This is a genomic window from Dictyobacter arantiisoli, assembly GCF_008326305.1.
Classification (GTDB): Bacteria; Chloroflexota; Ktedonobacteria; order Ktedonobacterales; family Ktedonobacteraceae; genus Dictyobacter; species Dictyobacter arantiisoli.
On record NZ_BIXY01000001.1, the window covers coordinates 30,005 to 52,101 of the forward strand.

General features: G+C 48.1%; 9 protein-coding genes. 1 reads left to right on the forward strand and 8 read right to left on the reverse strand.

Annotation, left to right across the window (positions count from 1 at the left end; genetic code table 11):
* Positions 1 to 274 precede the first annotated feature (274 nt).
* The 5 genes from F1593_RS00130 to F1593_RS29190 form a co-directional block, all read right to left on the reverse strand.
* On the reverse strand, positions 275 to 3,016 hold the full coding sequence (locus F1593_RS00130; RefSeq protein WP_149399071.1) for a valine--tRNA ligase: 2,742 nt from the start codon (positions 3,014 to 3,016) through the stop codon (positions 275 to 277).
* Between the two features lie 548 nt (positions 3,017 to 3,564).
* A complete protein-coding gene (locus tag F1593_RS00135; protein WP_149399073.1) occupies positions 3,565 to 5,193 on the reverse strand; it encodes a double zinc ribbon and FHA domain-containing protein in 1,629 nt (542 codons plus the stop codon).
* A gap of 338 nt (positions 5,194 to 5,531) precedes the next feature.
* The gene (locus tag F1593_RS00140) at positions 5,532 to 5,972 is read right to left on the reverse strand and encodes a hypothetical protein (RefSeq protein ID WP_149399075.1); all 441 of its coding nucleotides are present in this window, start codon (positions 5,970 to 5,972) and stop codon (positions 5,532 to 5,534) included.
* Positions 5,973 to 6,186: 214 nt separating this feature from the next.
* Positions 6,187 to 7,404, reverse strand: coding sequence for a WD40/YVTN/BNR-like repeat-containing protein (locus F1593_RS00145; RefSeq protein WP_149399078.1), 1,218 nt, complete (start codon positions 7,402 to 7,404; stop codon positions 6,187 to 6,189).
* Positions 7,405 to 7,694: 290 nt separating this feature from the next.
* Positions 7,695 to 9,752, reverse strand: coding sequence for an ABC transporter ATP-binding protein (locus tag F1593_RS29190; protein WP_235932449.1), 2,058 nt, complete (start codon positions 9,750 to 9,752; stop codon positions 7,695 to 7,697).
* A gap of 698 nt (positions 9,753 to 10,450) precedes the next feature.
* Between F1593_RS29190 and glmS the strand changes: the two genes are divergently transcribed.
* Positions 10,451 to 12,319, forward strand: coding sequence for a glutamine--fructose-6-phosphate transaminase (isomerizing) (glmS, locus tag F1593_RS00160; protein WP_149399080.1), 1,869 nt, complete (start codon positions 10,451 to 10,453; stop codon positions 12,317 to 12,319).
* A 201-nt stretch (positions 12,320 to 12,520) separates the two neighbouring features.
* On the opposite strand, the gene F1593_RS00165 is transcribed toward glmS, so the two are convergent.
* The 3 genes from F1593_RS00165 to F1593_RS00175 form a co-directional block, all read right to left on the reverse strand.
* Positions 12,521 to 14,605 (reverse strand): GmrSD restriction endonuclease domain-containing protein, encoded by a 2,085-nt coding sequence (locus F1593_RS00165; RefSeq protein ID WP_172631742.1) that lies wholly within the window; start codon positions 14,603 to 14,605, stop codon positions 12,521 to 12,523.
* 138 nt (positions 14,606 to 14,743) lie between these two features.
* Positions 14,744 to 18,196 carry a helicase-related protein gene (locus F1593_RS00170; protein ID WP_149399084.1) on the reverse strand — a complete coding sequence of 1,151 codons (3,453 nt, stop codon included), beginning with the start codon at positions 18,194 to 18,196 and terminating at the stop codon, positions 14,744 to 14,746.
* On the reverse strand, positions 18,197 to 21,559 hold the full coding sequence (locus tag F1593_RS00175; RefSeq protein ID WP_149399086.1) for an Eco57I restriction-modification methylase domain-containing protein: 3,363 nt from the start codon (positions 21,557 to 21,559) through the stop codon (positions 18,197 to 18,199).
* Between the last annotated feature and the right edge of the window lie 538 nt (positions 21,560 to 22,097).

The window sequence follows — 22,097 nt, forward strand, 5'->3', positions numbered from 1 at the left end:
CGGTCTCAGTGATACTTCTGGAGAGTATCATCGAGACCGCTTCTTTTTGCCTCTATCAAAGCGTCAGACTCCCATGCTCTCCACAGTCTCTGTGCATGAGTTTTCGCACCTGCGGTGCTCAAACTTCTTTTTATTGTGTGGTGTTGGAAAAGTTCGAAGAACTTTTCCAACACCACACAATAAAAAGGGCGCAGGCGCGCACGCGCCTGCCAGCAAGTGAGCAGCAAGATCCCGCTGGTATTGGGGGGCTGACACTCTCTATCAGAGTGTCAGATTACGGCTGCATCGCGGCCAGTTCGTTGCGGCGCGCCTGGAGCTTACTGAGGCGCTCTTCATGCGCGGCCAGTTTCTCCCGTTCCTTCTCCACTACTTCTGGCCTGGCACGAGAGACAAAGTTCTGATTGGAGAGCTTACCTTGCAAACGTGCCTGCTCCTGTTGCACCTGCACGATCTCCTTATCCAGACGCGCCAGTTCCTTTCCAATATCTAGCAGGCCAGCCAGCGGCAGATAAATCTCAACCGCACCAGCTAACAGGCTCATAGCCTGCTCTGGCTTCTGGGCCAGGGTGCTAAATAACTGCGGCTTTTCAGTTGTTGCCAGGAATTCGATCAATGGTGCCTGCGCCTCGAACATTGACACATCCTCACCCACAGCCATAATCACAGGATTACGATGTGAACGCTCAACATTCATCTGGTTACGAGCATCACGAATCAAGGTGATCACTTGCTGGAGCAGGCTAAATTGTTGCTCAGCAGTCTCATCCTCAAAGGCCGCGTGATATTGAGGCCAGGGAGCAATGATCAAAGCAGAAGCAGGCCATGACGCTCGATCTGGCTGGCTGAAGTGATACAGATATTGCCAGACTTCCTCGGTCACAAAAGGCATAAAAGGATGCAGCAGACGCAGGCTCTGATCCAATACCGCTCGTAGAATACCAGCGGTATTCTGTCTGGTCTGCTTATCTCCACGCATCTGTACTTTAGAAGCCTCGACATACCAGTCACAATAATCTGACCAGAAGAAGTCGTTAATCTGACGACCGGCTTCACCAAACTGGAACTCTTCAATCAAACGTGTGACCGTTTTCGTCAGACGCTCAAAGCGCTGGAGAATCCAGCGATCTGCTAATGTCTGTGGCTGTACAGACTCAATAGCGGGTACACCACCAGGAATATCAGCCGTCGTCATCAGCACGAAACGCGATGCATTCCAGATCTTATTGGCGAAGTTGCGGTTGCCCACAATGCGCTCATCGATCAACTTCATATCGTTACCCGGCGTACTGCTGGTTGCCAGGGTAAAACGGAGCGCATCCGTCCCAAACTTATCCATCACCTCCAGAGGATCAATCACGTTCCCCTTGGACTTACTCATCTTCTCACCTTTGGCATCCCGCACCAGGCCATGCAGATAGATGGTGGAGAAGGGAGCATTGCCCATGAAATGGATACCAGACATGACCATACGCGCCACCCAGAAGAAGATGATGTCATAGCCTGTCTCCATCACAGCGGTTGGATAGTAGCGCTGGAGATCAGGGGTATGATCCGGCCAGCCCAGGGTGCTAAACGGCCAGAGCCAGGAGCTAAACCAGGTATCGAGCACATCTTCATCCTGCCGTAACTGCGTGCCTTCGCAATGGGGGCAGATCGTGATATCCTCCCGGCTGACGGTCATCTCGCCACAACTATCACAATACCAGACTGGAATGCGATGGCCCCACCAGAGTTGACGTGAGATACACCAATCGTGGATGTTCTCAAGCCAATCAAAGTATGTCTTGTTAAAACGCTCTGGCACGATTTTGATCTGACCATATTTGACTGCATTCAGGGCCGGGGTTGCCAATGGCTTCATCGAGATAAACCACTGTTTTGATATCAAAGGTTCAATCACAGTATCGCTCCGCTGGCAGCGTCCCAGCGGCACCACATAATCTTCAATCTTCACGATCAAGCCAGTTTTTTCCAGATCCGCCACCAGATTTTTACGGGCCTCATGGCGATCCTGACCGGCATAGGGGCCAGCCTCAGCGGTCATCTTCGCGTCAAAGCCAATCACCTGGATACGTGGCAGATTATGGCGCTGCCCGATCTCAAAGTCGGTTGGATCATGGGCAGGAGTGACCTTCACGGCCCCGGTACCGAAATCAGCCTCAACCGCTTCATCAGCCACAATCGGGATCTCACGCCCAATTACCGGCACAATTGCCAGACGACCAATGATATTGACATAACGATGATCTTTCGGATTGACAGCGATGGCGGTATCACCCAGAATCGTCTCGGGACGGGTCGTGGCAACAGTGATATAGTCACCCTCACCCGCTACCTGTCCATCAACTGGCTTGAGGGGATAGCGTACGTAAGTCAGCTTGCCCGGCGTATTCACGTGGTTGACTTCGAGATCTGACAGCGCACTCATACAGACTGGACACCAGTTGATGATACGCTCGCCACGATAGATCAAGCCTTCCTCGTACAAGCGCACAAAGACTTCACGCACAGCTTTGGAGAGGCCTTCATCCAGCGTAAAGCGCTCATGTGACCAATCGCAAGAAGCGCCCAGGCGGCGATGCTGATTCTGAATACGGCTCTTATACTGGTCCACCCACTGCCAGACACGCTCCAGGAAGGCCTCACGTCCAATTTGATGGCGATCGGTGCCCTCGGTTGCCAGTAAACGCTCGACAACCGTTTGCGTCGCGATACCGGCATGGTCCTCACCGGGAACCCATAGCGTCTCGTCGCCCTGCATGCGATGGTAACGAATCATAATATCTTCAATAGTTGAGGTAATACCATGTCCCAGATGGAGCGCGCCCGTCACGTTGGGAGGAGGCATACTGATCACAAACGGCTTGCGAGCGGGATTGGGTCGGGGTTTAAAATAGCCACCCTCCTCCCAGAAGCGATACCATTTTGCCTCCACCGCCTGCGGCTCATAAGCCTTGGGCAAGTCTGCAACATCCGTGATTGGTGTTGTCTCAATTGTTTTCTCTTGATCGATCATATCCACCTCTTGCTAACACATAAAAAAAGCCCTTCCCGTCAAGGACGAGAAAGGACGTAACTCGTGGTACCACCTTGTTTCGATCAATCCGGCTGTAGAGCAGTATGGCGCATCTGAGATTGATCCTCAGCCAGTGCTGTATCGGGCATACCCGTGAAAACTAGACTACGCAGTATGTTGCGCTAGCTTTATTTTCAGGCTCGCAGGCGACCTTCACTGTACCGTTCCGAGGAAGACTTGCAGCCGGTGATCTTCCTTCTCTAGCCGGGGAGGTACACTTACTCCTCCTGGTCTGTGCCAGTATAAATTCTTGTTTACATTAGTCTATCGAGTACACATCCAAATGTCAAGCCCGAGCATTCTACATTTCTACCACAAGGTCTTCCAATTCTGATACGTGGAGAAGAGACTGCAAGCCAACGTAGGGGTCTGATTTCTATGCGACTCTACCCCTAAAGAGCAATACCGCTTAAACAAGAGGAATCTCGACAAAAAACGTAGGTGCGGCCCCTACATTGGCTTATCGGTGCGCTTCCACTGAAAACTGATCAAGCTTGTTTGAAGGTGCTGGTGATTTTGCCAAATTGCAGCGTATCTCCAGCATTGATGGGTGTTGGTGTGTCTGGTGTCAGGCGTTTACCATTGATACGCGTGGCATTGGTGCTGTTGAGATCAGTCAGGGTATAACTGCTGCCATGGCGTTCAAAGGCCGCGTGGATACGCGATACGGTATCCGCAGCAGGGATTTGACTGAGGTCTACTTCAGGTTTATCCCCCCCCAGATCGTGATCGTAGCGTCCTACGACAGCATGGTCACTGACCAACTGGATCTGCTGTCCATCACTGAAAGTTAGACTTCCCCAGGGTGCCGATGACTGGTTGCCAGCTACTGCGTTGGTGGCATAGATGGTCGGCTCATCGTGTGGATCAACCTGGGCCTCAGCGGATTGCGGCACAGACCCCTGGACGGTGGGCTGATCTTCTGGCTGCGATGGAATATAGTATTGTTTCTGCGGTCGCTGTTTATGTGGCGGCGGCGGTTCCTGTTTAGGTGTACTGGGTACTATCGTTACCCTCGGCTGTGATTGAACAGTTGGTGTCTGTGTCTCCGGTGGCACGTAATAAGGCTCCGCAGGCTTCTGTGGCGTGAGCTTTGACTCGCTCGGAGCTGACTGCTCAGAGGGCACGTAGAAGACCTGTGGCTGTGGAGCTGCTGGCGGCGTCTGCGTGACCGGTGGCGTATAGGTCGGTGGCTCTGGCGGACGATAGGCCGGGGTGGCGGGCGGTGTATAGGTTGGAATTGCTGGTTCCGGTGCCTGATAAAGCGGAGGCTGCGGCGCAGGTGCGCTGGACTGATAGGTTACTGTGGGCTGTGGCGGTACTGCTGGCTGTGGAGCCACTTTTTGCGAAGCCGCTCCAGCGGCAAAGGTTGAGGCACCACATTTCGGACAGAAAGAGGTTCCAGCCTTGAGATCTGTATGACAGTTGGGACAGGAAAAACGTGGCGTGGCTAATGCACGGCCACAACCTGAACAAAAGGTATCGCCAGCCTCATAGGGCGTATTACACTGGGTGCAGCGCAAGCTTGTAGCTGCCGGAACGGATTGCGACGATTGCACAGGAGGCGGCGTTGGTGTAAAAGATGGCAATAGTGGTTGTGGAGCCGCTTCGACCACAGTATTAGATGGAACATAATAAGGCAATTGCTGCTGTGGATCTGGCTGTCCCCATTGCCGCTGGATTTGCGGCACAATTTGCGAAGGGATCGGACCTGCCAGCAGACCAGGCCGTTGCTGACGCACCAGACCATCAACCACATTGAGCACTTGATTGCCCAGGCTGGCCTGCCGCAACGCACCAGCTCCTGCGGTCAATGCCAGAGGCCAGAGTATCGGAAAGCCTACCAGACCCACGGCTCCCACAGCCGCTTTATCTACCCAGCGTTGTCGGCCAATCATCGCCAGCACGCCACCAGCCGTCCGCTGTATCGTCAGCGAGACCGCCGCTTGCATACCAATAATGGCCTCAAAGTCGCCACCTTTTTTCAATTGGATCAAGACCTGATCATTATTGCCAAAATTTTGTGCCTGATAGCCCTGGGAGAGATAAACATTCACAAGATCACTGGCAAGCCGCTCGATATCTATATCTTCTGAATTATAAAAGCGGGCATCCATCCATTATCCTCCAACGTAACATTCTTTCTCGGTGTCTTTAAGTGCATCACACGGATGGTCACTGGTCACATACATGGAATACTTGGCGGTGTACCTTACCTGTCCCTGGCACTACATGTGGATTTTTCAAAGTTATCTTCTGCATTCACTACTATCTACACATGTGATTTGTCAAAGTTGAGCAGTACAATTACCCTCTTCTTGCTAAAGTATACCATAATCGTATGCTGCCGCATTCTGATCCTTTTATGGGCCTCCAACCAATCGCATCCAGCCTTCCGGCAGTCTCCATTACAGATCAGATATGCAGCAACAGCGAGGAATCGTGTTAGCGAAGCTTAGAAAAAGCTGGGACCCTGCGCATTGGGATTAATTTGCACCTCAGGATATTGCTGGCGTACCAGTCCATCCAGAAATGAGAAAACTTGATGCGCGAGATTGATCTGACGTAGCGCTCCAAAGCCAGCAGTCAAGACCAGGGGCGCCAGGATTGGCACCATCAGACTGGCAGCGCCAACCGCCACTTTGTCGATCCACTTCTGCTGACCGGCGGTCGCTGTCATGCCACCCTCGGTACGTTGCAATGAAAGCGAGAGTGCGGCCTGCATACCAATCACAGCCTCAAAATCACTCCCTTTTTTAAACTGTACAATAATCTGATCCTGATCTTTGACGTATTGCGCCTGATAACCCTGCGACCGATAGGCGTTGACCAGACTATTTGCCAGAGTTTCAATATTGATTTCTTGATTCTTTAAATTATAAAAACGTGCATCCATTTTTTTAATCCTCCAGAGAGAGCTTTTTTTATGACAAAGAGCCCCAAACTCAACAATCCAATGCCGGCTGGCTCTATAGTGGTATAAGTATATCTACAGCAATATATACGCTCTGTCTGAGAGAAAGTTGGAGAGCAGTTAAAAATCCCTACTGGCCTCTGACGAGGAAAACGTAGAGAAGAACCAGCCATGCCGCATAACAGCGCCAGAAGGATTAAATGGATGCATATGAACTACTTTGATTCCAGGTCTTGCCACCATCCAACGTCAGATACAGTTGATTTTCCATATTTTTGCTGATCCCAATTGCCCATCCATCCATTGGAGAGATAAATTGTAGCTGCGTGATAGAAACCAGGGCAGATCCCAGTTGTGCGGCTACCTGCCAGGTATTGCCTCCGTCATCAGTACTATAAATCGTGCCTGGATGACGACTATTGCCAGCGGCCCAACCATGCAAAATATTGATAAACGAAACAGTTGAGGTAATCTCGGCAGCAGGCCGTGAGCCAGTCCAGGTTTTTCCACCATCTACAGTGGTACACATCACGATAGGATGGCTATCAACATTCAATTCAATTGGCATAATACCACTATCATGCTGAAAGAACTGGGGCGGAAAGCTACGCGCTGCTTTCCCGGCTAGGAGGGATACACTCTGGGCGCTCCAGGTATAGCCAGCATCCTGGCTATGATAGAGGACATTGCGGTTGTCGGAGGTAGATACCTCCGTCACCCAACCCTCAGTTGGCGTATGAAAGCTAATCCCTGACTTTATGCCAGCGGCAGGTGGGACATTGCGTATACCTGCACCCACAGGTTGGCTACTATCAATGCGGTACCAATTGGCTCCCCCATCCATGGTTCGAAATACAGCAACAGGCTGCTCGGTCAGATCTGTGCCGGGCTGATCGGTATTGAGTAAGAGCCAACCATTTTGTTCATCCACGAAACTCATATTGGTGACACTCGATCCATCAACGGATAAAGGAGTCTCTAACCAGAAGTCCCCACCCGTATAGGTACGCCAGATAGAAACCTTATCGCGTACCAGCACCGCAATCCAGGCATTTTGCGCATCCAAAAATACAGCTGGCCCAAATACTGAGGAGACATCCTGTACTGGCGGTGTAATATCCTGCCATTGGAATACTCCCTGTGAGGTATGTAAAACATGGCTATCAGTCGTCACGGCCCAGCCATCTTTTACATCTAACATATGAATCATACTCAACATCACCGCTTGATTGGGACCAGGGGTTGGGGTAGGAAGAGGAGCAACCACATTGGAAGAAGGGTTGGTAGGATCAGAAAATATACCACAGCCAGCCAGACCTGAACAACATAGACAAAATAAAACGACGCCGCAAATATGTTTGAGGGGCTGCATACATCTGGTAATAGATGGTTTACGAGAGTATAAAGCATACATATTTTTACATCCTCTAAAGACAAAAAAGGAGTGTCAGCAGAATAATGGCTCTCCTTATTGTATGTGCCAACTCATAAAATTACAATGCCTATTAAGAGTTGGATTGCCATGTCTTCCACTCTCTTCATTCATGATTTTTCGCACACAAGGTGCTCAAAAAATTTTATCATGTACGGCAGAAAAAGTTCTTCGAACTTTTTCTGCCGTACATGATAAAATGTGCAGGCACATTAGCGCCTGCCCAGGAAAAGCGGGGATGTAAACTCCATTCTTGCAGTGTGGTTTACATTCTAGGCCAGTGTCTCTTCTTCGACGGTAACGGCCTGGAATTGTTCCTGATACAATTGGGCATAGAGTCCATTGGCTTGCAGGAGTTCCTGATGAGTGCCACGTTCAACGATCTCACCCTTATCGACGACGAGGATTACGTCGGCTGCCAGGATGGTTGAGAGGCGGTGAGCAATCGCCAGGGTGGTACGGCCCCGCATCAATGGTACGAGTGCGGCCTGGATCAAGCGCTCTGAATGGGTATCCAGCGCGCTGGTGGCCTCATCCAATATCAGGATACGTGGATTTTTGAGGATGACACGGGCAATCGCGATACGCTGCTTCTCACCACCGGAGAGACGATAGCCGCGCTCGCCGACCAGCGTATCATAGCCCTCATCCAATTCCATAATCCGTTCATGGATCGCCGCCGCTTTGGTCGCCGCGATCATCTCCTCATCGGTGGCATCGGCACGCGCATATAAGAGATTCTCACGCACGCTGGCATGGAGCAGATAGGTCTCTTGCGTCACCATACCAACCAGATTGCCCAGCGAGGCAAGCGAAAGATCCTTCACATTATGTCCGTCAATTTCGACTGCGCCACTATCCACATCATAGAGGCGTGGCACCATATAGGTCATCGTCGTCTTGCCCGCGCCACTTGGTCCGACCAGCGCCGCCAGTTGGCCGGGAAGGATATCAAATGAGACATCGTTCAATGTCAGCCCATTTTCCTCAGGCTCGACTGGCGTATCAACTACCATAGCGGTCATATCAGAGATATTCGTGTGACCGTTGGCACCATTGCGCTGCCCGCCATTATATTTATTGCGAGCGGACCGCTTACCGTTAAGTAGTATATCCGGGCCCTTGCCATCCTCAGGTGTGGAGGGAATTTGACGGAGGACGTCAGGCAGGTCGCGCTTATAGGAAAAAGAGACATGGTCGAAGGTGACACGCCCACTTGCTTCCTGAGATGTCAATTGCAAGGCTTCGGGCTTGTCGGTAATTTCAATCGGAATGTCCAGATATTCAAAGATGCGATCAAAGAGGGCCAGCGCGCCCTGGATGTCTACCTGGATCGATAGTAATTGCGCAATCGGGAAGAAGATGCGTGTCTGTAAGGTCGTGAAGGCCACAATCGTCCCAAAGGTCATCCCAGGATCATGGTTGATAACCATCCAGCCTGCCACCAGATAGACTACAGCGGGCATAATTGAGAAGAAGACATTGATGGACATGAAGAACCAGCGCCCGACCATCTGCTGACGTACCTCTAACTCCGTCAGATTCTGGTTCTCGGCCTCAAAAACCTGACGTGCGTACTCCTGACGTCCAAAGGTTTTCATTAAGAGAATACCGCTGACGGAGAGGGTCTCCTGCATCATGGCGGTCAGGGAGGCCATGGACTGCTGGGTCTCTTTACTGGTGGAACGGCGCACATTGCCCACCTTGACCGTGATCCAGAGGAAGAGCGGCAACATACAAAGCGAAATCAGTGTCAGCCAGTAATTAAGCCAGATCATGACAATAATGGTACTCGCGACAATAGCGATATTCGAGACAATACTGGTTGCGGTACTGGTGACAACAGACTGCACGCCATTCACATCATTCGAGAGGCGGGACTGTATCTCACCGGTCTTGGTCGCGGTAAAGAAGCGCAGGGACATTTTCTGCATATGTTCGTAGAGGCGATTGCGAAAATCGCGCATCACGCTTTGTCCAATCACATTATTGAGATAGGATTGCCAGACGCCAATCAGACCAGTCACGACCGGCGTAACAATCATAATTATCACATAAATGATCAGCAAGCGGAGATCGCGTTTCGTGATCGCATCATCAAACGTACGCGCAATCAACAAAGGATTTATCAATCCCAGACCAGTCGTTAAAAGAATCGCAAATACGACCAGCACCACTTTTATCTTATAAGGTTTGAATGAGATCGCGACCCGACGGAGGGTGTGGGCATCGGTTTTGCGCCCACGACGTTTTTGCTCCTCCAAATATGAAGCCATACCACTGGCGCCGCCACCACCCCTGCCACCTCTTGGACCCATACCCATGCCCATACCTGTTATCTCCTCAACGAATGCATGTGATTACATGTCAGTTACATTTCAATAGTGTTCAGCAGCCTGCATAAAAATTTATAGTACTTGCCCAGCATACTCTTCCCATAAGAGAGTATAGAAGAATTTTGGATTGAATGCACTGTCTATGGCAACGGTTTTTCGGCCTGTCCATTTTAACAGGGTCGCTACTATAAAGTGAAAAGGAGACGCAAAACAGGTAGAGAAATCAACACAACGGCCTGAACTCAACCAGCAACAAGCTACCGCGCCGATACATACGCCAGAAGTCCCTGCTGGCCCATTTGTCCCAAAACACACAATCATAACCAGGAAAACATACAATCTTAACCGTCTGCATGCTATACTTAGTTCCATAAATACCGTTTTAGAGAGTAGCGCATGGGCCGGATTCACAGGAGGGAGTCACGGTTGACGAGGGGGAGGCCGTTCGGAATTGTCAGCGGGGAGCCTCCAGGGATGATCACGTTCCTGAGAAGAGAATGTACAACGCCTGCCGGTAACGACCAGGACAAAACATTTTCAGTGATGTAGTAGAACAACACATCTGTTCTTGCATTCAGATGCGAAGAGTGTCTCTGTGCGTTTTTAACGCCGAGTACCACGCTCCTTGTATTGCTGAATGTCGATGGATGTCTGATACTGTTTTATTACAATACAGAAAGGTACCCGACCACATGTGCGGTATCATAGGCTACGTCGGCTCACAAGAGACCGATGTTACTTCCATATTGCTTGACGCCCTCGCGAAACTTGAGTATCGCGGTTACGACTCCGCAGGCATCGCCGTTTTAAATCCCGCTGGCACCATCGAACTCCATCGACAGGCTGGTAAGATCACCAATCTGGTCGCCACGGTTGAGAACGGAACACGTCCCGGCAATAGCACGCTTGGTATTGGTCATACACGCTGGGCCACCCATGGACGCCCCAATGAAAGCAACGCCCATCCTCATCCCGACTGCACCAACGGCATTATCGTCGTCCATAACGGCATTATCGAAAACTACGCCGAACTGCGCTATGAGTTACAACAGGATGGTCACAGCTTCAATTCAGAGACCGATAGCGAGGTCCTGGCCCATCTGATCGAGCACGCATACTATGGATCAGCCGAGCACGATCTGGTGCTAGCGGTGCGCACTGCGCTGCAACGTGTCACCGGTTCCTATTCCATTGGAGTCCTCAGTCGAGAACATCCTGATCTCCTGGTAGGAGCGCGCTGCGCCGGTCCATTGATCGTCGGTCTGGGTGAAAACGAACAATTCCTGGCCTCCGACATTCCCGCCCTGCTCACGCATACGCGCCGCATCCTCATCCTCGAAGAAGGCGAGATCGCCGTCCTGCGCCCCACTGGCGTACAACTGATGACCCTCTATGGGACGCCCATTGAGCGCGAACCCCAGATCATTGATTGGGATGCCGAGGCTGCCGAAAAGGGAGGCTATCCTCATTTTGTGATCAAAGAGATCAACGAGCAGCCTGATGCCCTGCGCCGCGCCCTCACCGGCCGTATTCGCGATGGACAACTACATCTCCCAGAGATGGAGCGCATCGAGCATGCGGGCCTGCTAAATGGTATCCAACGCATCATCGTCGTCGCCTGCGGCACCTCCTACCATGTCGGCATGCTCGCCAAATATGCTATCGAGAAATGGGCGCGCATCCCGGTCGAGGCCATCACCGCCGCCGAGTTCCGCTATAGCGATCCCATCGTTGGACCCGAAACGCTCTGTATCGCCATCACACAATCAGGAGAGACCGCCGACACCCTGGTCGGTATCCGTCAGGCCCGCGAGCATGGAGCGCCCGTCATCGCCATCACCAACATCGTCTCCAGCGCCATCACGCGCCTCGCCGACGCCGTCCTCTACCTGCAAGCGGGACCAGAGATCGGGGTTGTCGCCACCAAATCCTTTGTCAGTTCCGTCGCCGTCCTCTATCTGCTCGGCCTCTACCTGGGTCAGGAACGCGGACGTATCAATCCCGAACAGATGCAAGAGTTTCTTGAGGCGCTCGAAATCCTACCAGAACAAATTCAGCAGATTCTGGACCATGCCAATAGCGAACACGACACCATCGAGCCACTCGCCAGACGCATGGCGGACCTCAAGAGCATCATGTTCATCGGACGAGGCGTCGGCTATCCCACCGCGCTTGAAGGAGCCCTCAAGCTCAAAGAAATCTCCTACATCCATGCCGAAGGCTTTCCCGCCGGCGAACTAAAACACGGCTCGATAGCCCTGCTCGATCCAGAAACTCCACTGGTCGGTATCGCCACCGCCTCGCATGTCTATGAGAAAGTCCTGAGCAACATCCAGGAAGTGCGTGCCCGCGACGCCCACGTCATCGTCGTCGCCACCGCCGGAGACGAAAGAATCAAGCAGCACGCCAACGACATCATGTACGTCCCGGCCACCCTCGAAATGTTCAGCCCACTGCTGGCATCAGTCCCGCTGCAACTCTTCGCCTATCACGTCGCCGTCGCCCGCAACTGCAACGTCGACCAACCCAGGAATCTAGCCAAATCCGTCACCGTCGAGTAAGCATCGGAAAAGTTTCTACAGTCCTGTCCACGAACATTAAAGTTATGGGCAGGACTTTTTTTGTCAACAGCAACCTTGTCTTTGAACTATTTCGCATAAGCTCACCTGAATAGTTACAATGATGTTATAATCAATGAGCAAAAATACGTTGCAAATAGAGTGGATAGATTACAAGATTCATTTTACAACAAACACATCAATTCAGGCTGAAACGATTTCTTCTTCGTCTTCGTCTTCAGCATCTTCCCTTAACTTAGCATAGTCCAAACACCCATTTAACCAGAGCAGGCCAGCATTAGCAGAAGCCAGATCAGCAGGGTTAATATCGTTTCCATGCTTGATTGCATTGCGCACATTAATCACATACTGGGTATACTGCTCCATATTCAACTGCTTTTGAAATACATCTTCAAACAGTGACCAATTTTCCTTGATAATCTTTGGATACTGACTAAACAGGCAAAAGGAGAGCTTTTCAAGTAGAGTTCCAAACTTATCAGCTTCAAAAGGCTTGTTAACCTTACGTTGCGTTATAAGCTTCTCAACACTTTTGCGAACATCATCTGGTTTAAGTAATTCCCAGGCTTTTTCCCCATGTTCCTCTTCCAGACGTGTTGCTATAAGCAAACGAAATTGGTATTCCAAATGGTCAATCTGAGCTTCAAGCATTTCTACTGGTGTGTCTGCCCAAACAGTATTTTCATCACTAAGCATCAGTAACAACTGGTTAATACCATTAGCAAGTTGCGTTCGTCTTTGTTTCATAAAATCATCAAAATGATTTAGCTTCCATAAAACTTCATCCAAAGGAATTTCCTGGGCCTTCAAACGCTGTTTGTCAATCTTTAGTAAATAGCTATCAGGGGCTTCTACCAAATATTCATTCGGAGGAGTAGTTGATACAAAGATCAGGTTGGCTAATTGAGAAGCAGCCTTACTACCATCATTGGATTTATATGTTTTTGTCAGTAACTTTTTAGGAAAGATGTGGTGAAGTTGATAATCCTGCCCATTATTGCCAATAGCCATGCCATTAAACCAATCCTGGGCATGAGCGCGCCGGGCTAATACATAAGACATGAGTAGAAATGGCGAGTTTTTAAGCTGGCCTTGTATTTCACGTTCAGTAATTGGGCGATTCCCAACCACGTCTTCAATATTTTGAATCATCGCCTGCACTGGTTGCTCTTTTGCTAATGCATTTAGATCCTGATCCAGTGCCGTTTCGGATGAACCGCTATAACGAGCCCGAATAAGTGCAAGGTAGACCCAACGCTGTAAATCTCGCAGCATACTATCACTAGCATGATTCTCATATCGATCAAAAAAAGCGATCAAAGGGATAATCAAGGTCCGCGTTGAGAGCATCTCTAAACGATCAATCAAGCAATTATGAACCAGAAAATCGATCGATCGATCCAGGGCTTTTTTGACTTTTTCCCAGGCATCTTGTAATTTTTCAATCGTAACCTGCTCTCGACCGCCCCGTATCAATTGATTAAAGCGGCTTTGTCCACTTAGAAGTACCACGATCGCTCTGATAATCAGCCCGCTATCAAGTTTAAAACCAAATTGTTTACCAATAAAGGTATGTTGATATTCTTCAAAAAGTTGTGTTGCTCCCTGCCAATAGCTAGATACTTGTGCTAGTGCAAGATCAGCATTTCCTAGCTTGGTACCCCCAGAGTTGGTACGCACAAAGATGTGTGTTACCTCTTGATAACTCATATGTTGCAGAACATTGACATTATATTGGTACTTCTTGATATTATCTAATTTATTTAGACGATCATACACGTTTTGTGCTTCGGTGCTCTTCAAATCGAGGCCAAGATGTGCATAAGTGGTCATTGCTCCTTTAACGAAAAAATCGCTGATGGAAATCCAATTTTGCTGTAGCTTATAGTTAGAGGGAGCGATTTTAAAATTACCGGTGTAGACATTAAAGGCAATATCAATAGGATTTTGGGCATCTCGCACTTTAAGAGGTCGTCCCAACATAATATTTGCTAGTGAAGTCAAGCGCTGCTGGCCGTCGAGCAAAAGTTGAGCATGATTTTGCTTGAGGTAGATACCGTTCACACCAGCTTGACGAGAAAGCAAAATTTCGTCTGTATCCCAGATTAATAACTGACCACTAGGATACTCACGGTACAGAGAATCAAACAGATCTCGTACTTGACGCCCTTTCCATACATATTGACGCTGTAATTCTGGCAATACTAATTTTTCATCTTTAATAGCTGCTATCAATGATTCAATACTACGATATTCTGTCTGAATCACTTGTATTTCCCTTTCACTACTTAATTGCTTTATTCGAATTAAATATTTTTACCGCACTATAGCTATTCCAATATAAACATCTAAATTTGGTTCTAATTTAGAATAATACCCATAAGATTGTCAGTTGAGAAATTTTTATCAGGATTCCAGAGGAGCAAATAAGCCAAGTGAGCAGATGATTTGCGGTTCCTGTGGCTCTTCCTCTTCTAGAATGTTGCAGAGGCGATTGGCGTCGCGTAATTTGATGACTAGCCCTGCAAGTTCGTCGTCAGTGATGCCAGCGCGTAGTTGCCGGTTCAGGGTATCTCGTGCCGATCCCTGGAGGGGATAGCGATAAATTTCGTCGATGGCTTTTAACAGCTCTGGTTGTGGCGGAAAGAGTGTCTCTCTGGTTGTTTCAACAAAACGCTTTAATTGGTTATACGTTCGCATACGTGCTCCAGATCGGCTGCCCAATTGTCCGATAGATCCGCTGGTTTCCTCTTTGATGATATGTTTCACCCCTTCTATCACCAGCTCATGCTGCTCTTCTGGACGCGCTATGATGGGTGTGAGGGAATTACAGGCGGCGGCACGTAAGATGGCGAGTTGCGATTGCGTGACACTTTCACCTTTACGATTGATCCAGGCCAGCGAGTCGTTGCCTTCGGAGGTACGCATATAGACAAGCACGCCCTCTGGAGCTATAGCGGTTCCTCGATGTTCTCGTGTGGAGAAAGCAACATTGGGTAACTTTTCAACAATGCCTTTGAGACGTGGATCAGCATCAATTGCGTTCTTCCAGATTTGATAGGCTTGCGATGCTAAATCAATATCAGAGTCGCCATCACCGTCAAGAATGCTGGCTTTCTCGTTATAAAGATCTTGCATAGATTGATTGGAAAGATCATCCTCAGCCACATCGTCTTCAAAAAAGTGTTCGTCGGTACCAACCACATCAGCGTTCTCTTGTAAGCGCTGCCGCACACGCTCCCGCAGTCGAATCAGGCGTTCAACCCCTTCAGCAGGTAAAAATGAATAGCAATAGATACTATCCGCCCTCTGCCCAATACGATCAACGCGGCCTGCCCGCTGGATCAGCCGAATGATGGCCCATGGCAGGTCATAGTTGACGACAATCGCGGCGTCCTGCAAATTTTGTCCTTCACTCAAGACGTCTGTCGCGATCAGGATACGCAACTCTTTTTCTGGAGCGATTTGCTTGCGCCGATTGTTGCTGACCGGGCTAAATCGCCATGCCAATAACGTAGGATCTTCATCACTGCCGGTGACGCCTTCGATGGAAGTTATACCATATGCTTTGAGTTGTTGGGTGAGATAGCGTACAGTGTCGGCAAACTGGGTAAAGATCAGCACTTTCTCATCAGGATGTTGTCGCGTCAGAAGATCAACCAGGGCATTGAATTTGCCATCCAGGTCGGTCTGCCAATCACCACATTGGGACAATATCGATAGCAACTTATGAGCATCCTGCTGCAAATCTTTTTTGAGATGAGCATTGAAGTAGTGAGGCTTGATCCACTTGAAACGTCGATGATATTGTCCCGCATATTGTTTATAGATGGCCGCTGCTTTTTGTTTAAAAACCGCTTCATTTTGTGCATCCAACGCATCCGCATCAATCAACTCGCCCGGCTCTAACAGTGCATTTACAAATGTCAGTCCTTCATTGCTGGCATCGTTCTCATCGGATGTAGTGGATAGCACAGTCTCTTCATCTTCATCATTGGTGTTAAGATCCAACAATTCGACATTCTGCGTGCCGATAGGAATATCCAGATCATGCTCAATCGCATAGATTACGATATAGTTGCGTAAAATATGGCGTTCAATTGATTGCAGAAAAGCCGGACCACCACTCTCCAGGCGTTTAAAAAGATTGATGCGGCAAAAGCCCATCAGACGTTTGCCACCCTTGGATAGACCTTGCAGGATCAAATCATCGGTTCCTTTAGCCTTGACACGCTTGTTGACATAACTAGCCATCCCATAGCGCGGTAGATTGAGCTCGCTGATCGTGGACACAACCTTCTCGGAATAAAGCAGCGCATAGGGATCATGGTCGGGTTGCTGTTCACTGTTAACATGAAACTTGACGGTCCGAGGCACACGCAATGGGAAATAGGAACGTGTTTTATCCGGGAACTCAAGATATTTACGACCACTTTTTGCGTCCAGGCGAGCATAATTATCTTGAATGAAACTACGGGTACGCCGTACGAGAAAATGGCGCATCAGTTCGCGCCAATCATCCGCATGCTGACTCTTCTCGAAAGCTGTCAATGAGCGTACAGGACATTGAAAGGCTGCGTTAAACTTCGCCTCCCCCATCTCGCTCAAGAGAGCCTCTGGACGAATACCCAGATCTTTGCTCATCTCATCATTCAGAAAGAGGCGCAACTGTGTCGAGATATCAATATACGTCTTGTTGTAAGGGGTAGCTGTGAGCAGAATACACTTGCTTTCGTTTTTCTCAATATAGTCTTTGATGACCTTATAGCGTTTTCCTTCGCGGTTACGCAGATTATGGCTCTCATCGATAATTACTAGCCGATAGCGTCGTAGTTCGTGTAATTCATTGATTGCCATACTCATTGAACAGATGTGCCCGACAATCCCATATTCCTGCAAGTAGCTATCCCACATCTTGACCAGATTCTTGGGGCAGATGACCAGCGTCTCCAGGTTATAGTCATCCTGCATGATACGGGCCAGGGCGGTCGCCATCAGCGTTTTACCCAGACCGACAACATCGCCAATAATCACGCCGCCACGTTTATTGAGATGGCGTGCAGCGATCTTGACGGCGGCGGTCTGGTAATCGAAGAGCCGATCACGGAAGATATGGGGGATGGTAAAATCGCTCAGGCCAGCGCGTGCCTCTTCGGACAGGTGATAAGCCATCTTCAGATAGATATGATAGGGAGGAATATCGTCTTTACGCGCCCAACTCTCGTCGATGATATCCGCCAGTTCGGTTGAAATATCCAGGCACCAGCGATCCTCCCAGCGACCCTCAAACCACTGTTCCAACTTGCGGCAGGCATCATTATCTACCACATCCACATTCAGCTCGCCCTGATGGGATAAGCCTGAAAATGTGAGATTACTACTGCCTACATAGCCAACCGACTTCGCGTAAGGATGGCTGGGATTATAAAGCAGATAGAGCTTGGCATGGAGATGATGGCGCAAGAACAGCTTGACAACCAGCCTCCTGGAACGCAACTGCTCGCTCAGACGACGCAAACCCTCATAATCCGCATTGGTAGGTGCGCCGACCAGAAGTTGATCACGGAACTCCTGAGCCACCTGCTTTTTAATACGCACCGCCACAGAATTATCGATGCCTTGATCATCGCGCAGACTAAAAAACTTGCGCAACTCATTCTCTGGCTTATCCTGCATGCCAATCATCAAACGGCAACAGGACTCATCACCTCCCTGCCACGCCTCCATCAAATGATCAACATGCCGCCAGCCACGCAAATTAAAATAGCCCACACAAAAATCTGCTCGCTCCGACACCTTCAGCGTATCCTGCAACGCCCCCAACATCTTCTGCTCTATATTATCAAAAATCCTCGGCATCTATTTATTGTCCTCATCGTTTATATCTTCCACACTCATACGATATTTTATATCATAGTTAATAATGAAGTCGATTTCTTCATCAGTAAAATCATAGTGAACAGCTAATATACGATCAATTTTATCAATGATATGCTTAGATTTACGAGGAGAAAGTTCTTCATATATGACTTTCCCTGTTGTTTTGTAGTAACACTCCTTCGAAATGGCATTCCTTTGCAAATCATCCATTAGTTCATAAGACAACGACACAAGTCTTTCTCTGACATCTTCTGCCATCTTGTTTATACTTACGGGAAACGACTCAATCTCATGCTTGCCACAGTGGTATCCCTCAAACAACGTATACCACCACCAAAAAAAGAGGTTTGAATTTAAAATGGCAACGATGATCAATGCGTCGCCTTGTTCAAACAGATAATAGGGTTTGTAATCCTCAGATTTCTTTTCTCCATCAATTTCGTTCCAGAAATAAGGAACAAAATTAACTGCCTTGACGTAGTTATACGGAATTCGATGAACATAAAATGGTGCTCCAAAATTCTTTTTAAAGTAAGCAGGCTTAAGTTTGTTAATTTTATTCAAAATTGTTTCGTCTAACTTCTTTCCTAATTTAGGTATTGTATATAATTTATGATCGTAAAAGGTGCTAGAATAGGAAAGATACTTAAATAGATTATCACGCTCTGCATTTTTCCATCTATGATATTTACTGGATAATAATGTATGCTCATTGCCACTTGGTGATGTCAACAAAATTGTTAATCTTTGTTTAGCTCCTTCAAACAATTTTGAAGGATAAACATCAAAACTACTCAACCATGCATCATTTTTTTTATGGTCCATTATAGTCTGTAAAACATTCATTCTCTCTGTAGATACAATGCTTAATGGAACAATGAATCCAATTCGACCGCTCTTAGACTTTAGTATATATGCCCGCTCACACACAAATGCATAGATGTTTCCACAATCAATTGTCTCATAACCTTTTAATGTATATTCTTTCCTGATTTTACTATATTCTACATAAGGTGGGTTCCCAATTATCACATCAAAACCGCCGCCCTGCATAATTCTATAAAATTCTATCCACCAATGAAATGGCCGATGTTTTTTAATCCACTCTTTGTATTCGAGACTTTGCCCTTTATCAACATAGTTAAATTTAAAATCGTATTCGGTAGCGATATACCCATCAATTTCTTTTCTCAAATGAGTAAGTTTTTCGTACAATATCTGTTTATGTTCCCGCAGAGTCTGACCTTCGAAGGTAAGCTTATATTCAGTTTGTAAGCGACGAAAAACTCCCTCACTACGCTCAATTTCTTTCGCTTGTTTTTCGATATTAATTAAAGTGTCACTTAGGGTTGCTCTAGCAATCAAATTATGTTGCACGACCTGGCGCACCTCTTCCAAGTTGGTAAAGCCTATAAGAGTGTTACCTGCAAGAATATTAAAGTCAATATCGGGCAAGGGTTCGAGTTCGTTGGGTTTGGTGACGTGAGAAACCAGTTTGAGGAAGAGGCGCAATTTGCAGATTTCAACTGCTTCTTCCATAATGTCCACACCATAGAGGTTATTGATGATTATAGATTTGAGAATAAAATATTCCTGACTATGATGCGTTCCTACAAGTGCCAGGATCTTACGGAAGTAATTGATACGGTTACTGACCATACGCTTACTCACGGGCAGCTTTGCATCGAGCTGATCGCGCTCTTCGACCAGTTCCTGCATGCGTTTCAGGCAAGCTTCGTAGAGCGGCTTGAGGATATTGAGGGCGGCGAACAAGAAGGCTCCTGAGCCACAGGTGGGGTCCAGAACAGTGACTTTCTCAATAACCTGATAGAAGGCTTTTAGTAACTCTGGCCCTTCGCTATAAGCGATGACGTGTCGTGCGAACTTACAGATATCCAGGTTGTAGGTGATCAGATCATTGATGGAAGTGATCTCGCCTGAGATCATCTTTGTGCGCACCTCTTCATAGCGCTGGCGTCGCGCAATTACCTCGCGCCAGATCTCAGTTGGTAAGGCATACTCTTCAGGAGCTGGCTTATTCCACAAGGTTCGTTGCGCAACATCCTGCACACCTACCTCAATCTCCGCAGGCAGAGGTTCATTCACGCCCTTCGCCACAGCTTCATAGATATATTCATCTGGATTATTGCGCAACAGTGCCCAGACCGGCCCATCGGCCTCAAAAGCAATTGAGCACTGGTTTGCAGCCTTCTCAAACAGAAACGGAATAACGGTATTCTTGCTAATATACTCCGTGATGTCCTCTTTGGTATAATACGCCCCCATCTGCTTCTGATTGATATACTTCTCAAAAATATAGCCCAGCACATCGGGATTAATCTCATTGCCCTTACTCGTGGGACGATCATCCAGATACCAATCATAAACATCGAAGAAGGCGAAGAGATGCTCAAATGCCTCATCGTCAATCTGAATATTCTCATACTTCTGTTCTAGCATATGTACATCAAAGAGACCACCATTCAGATAGGGCACATTACCAATGATCTTATCTATCTCAGGCGTACGTTCACGTTTGCTCAAGCCATCATGAAAAAGGCACAGCAAGAAATAGCGATAGAAAGTATAGAAAAATCCCTGTCCATTGAGTTCCTGCGTTAACTTTAAATGATTCCGCAAATAGTGTGGATCACCCTTCAGCTCACGCTCGCTTGTATTGTCCAAAAAACCTTTGTGCTGGATAAAATAAATAAACATCAAGCGATTCAACATCAGTGAGGCGTACCACTCCCGATCCTTATCGTCCTTGATGTCATCATTGATGCCATGAATGTGTTCCAGAAAAAAGGTATGCTCTTTCTTGAAGCGTTCATAAAACTTCGTTGTAACCTTATCAACATCAAAACCGCTCTTCACACGCCCATAGGTTACAATCACATCAGCATTTTCCTCTTCATCGATGCCAAAGGCAATATTGGAGAGCTTATGGGCCAAAAGTTCAGCGCTTTGACCTTGATAGAGTTTATTGATACGCGCAGCCGCCGGTTCTCCTGGCTCTCGCTTGATCCATAGCCAGGCCTGATTGGCTTTCATTCCATCCAGAAAGATAATAATTTTTTCATGGGCATAAGGTTCCAGCAAACGATCAAGTTGTTTGAGGACCTTATCCTCCGGGATAGGACCATTTGTGCACATACATGTGTAGGTTTTAAAACCACCTTTTTCTGCCAGAGGCTCAAAAATATAGTCCTGTCCTTTATAGGGGATTGAAAGAGCTGTCTCTTTCAGGCGGTTCCAACCTAATTCCTCAAAAAAAAGATGCTTTAAATTACATGCCTCAAGCTGCTTTTTGATCTGTTGAATATCCACTTTAGTTAACATAAGCCACTTCCCTGCTAAAAATAAATATATATGTCATTAGTCTATTGGAAACCATTAAATCAAAGATTCTGTTTATATAATAATATGCAGTAAATTATTTGTAAAGGATAATTATTATGCAAATCATAAATTCAAATCAAACGCATCTTTTTCCTATAAGCTTTTTATGCGCAGAAATGGAGTAGGCCCGATCCCTTGCGGTCGGGCTTTGCGACGCGTACGATCACCTCCCCTCACCACTCCCAACACGTTGCGGTGGGCATGATCCTTCACGGCTCTATCCCTCTCCGCAATACCACTTCAAGAAGAGGAATGATGAATACAAATGGAGAGGTATTCGTACCCCACCAACAGTGCCAGGGCAGGGGACAGAGCGTTGGGGAGCGATGTAGGTGCGTGCCGAGGTGACAGCCGAGGTGCGCTTTCCTCGTCACGTACGACCATCTCGTCCCTACGCGCTGGCCTGATGGGATTGGAGCCTACGGGAGAGTACGAGAACGGGAAAGCGCACCTCGGCTGCGGCCTCGGCACGCACCTA

Excerpts from the sequence above, each read along its gene's own strand:
- F1593_RS00130 (WP_149399071.1), bottom strand. The coding sequence starts at position 3,016 with ATGATCGATCAAGAGAAAACAATTGAGACAACACCAATCACGGATGTT.
- F1593_RS00135 (WP_149399073.1), bottom strand. The coding sequence starts at position 5,193 with ATGGATGCCCGCTTTTATAATTCAGAAGATATAGATATCGAGCGGCTT.
- F1593_RS00140 (WP_149399075.1), bottom strand. The coding sequence starts at position 5,972 with ATGGATGCACGTTTTTATAATTTAAAGAATCAAGAAATCAATATTGAA.
- F1593_RS00145 (WP_149399078.1), bottom strand. The coding sequence starts at position 7,404 with ATGTATGCTTTATACTCTCGTAAACCATCTATTACCAGATGTATGCAG.
- F1593_RS29190 (WP_235932449.1), bottom strand. The coding sequence starts at position 9,752 with ATGGGCATGGGTATGGGTCCAAGAGGTGGCAGGGGTGGTGGCGGCGCC.
- glmS (WP_149399080.1), top strand. The coding sequence starts at position 10,451 with ATGTGCGGTATCATAGGCTACGTCGGCTCACAAGAGACCGATGTTACT.
- F1593_RS00170 (WP_149399084.1), bottom strand. The coding sequence starts at position 18,196 with ATGCCGAGGATTTTTGATAATATAGAGCAGAAGATGTTGGGGGCGTTG.
- F1593_RS00175 (WP_149399086.1), bottom strand. The coding sequence starts at position 21,559 with ATGTTAACTAAAGTGGATATTCAACAGATCAAAAAGCAGCTTGAGGCA.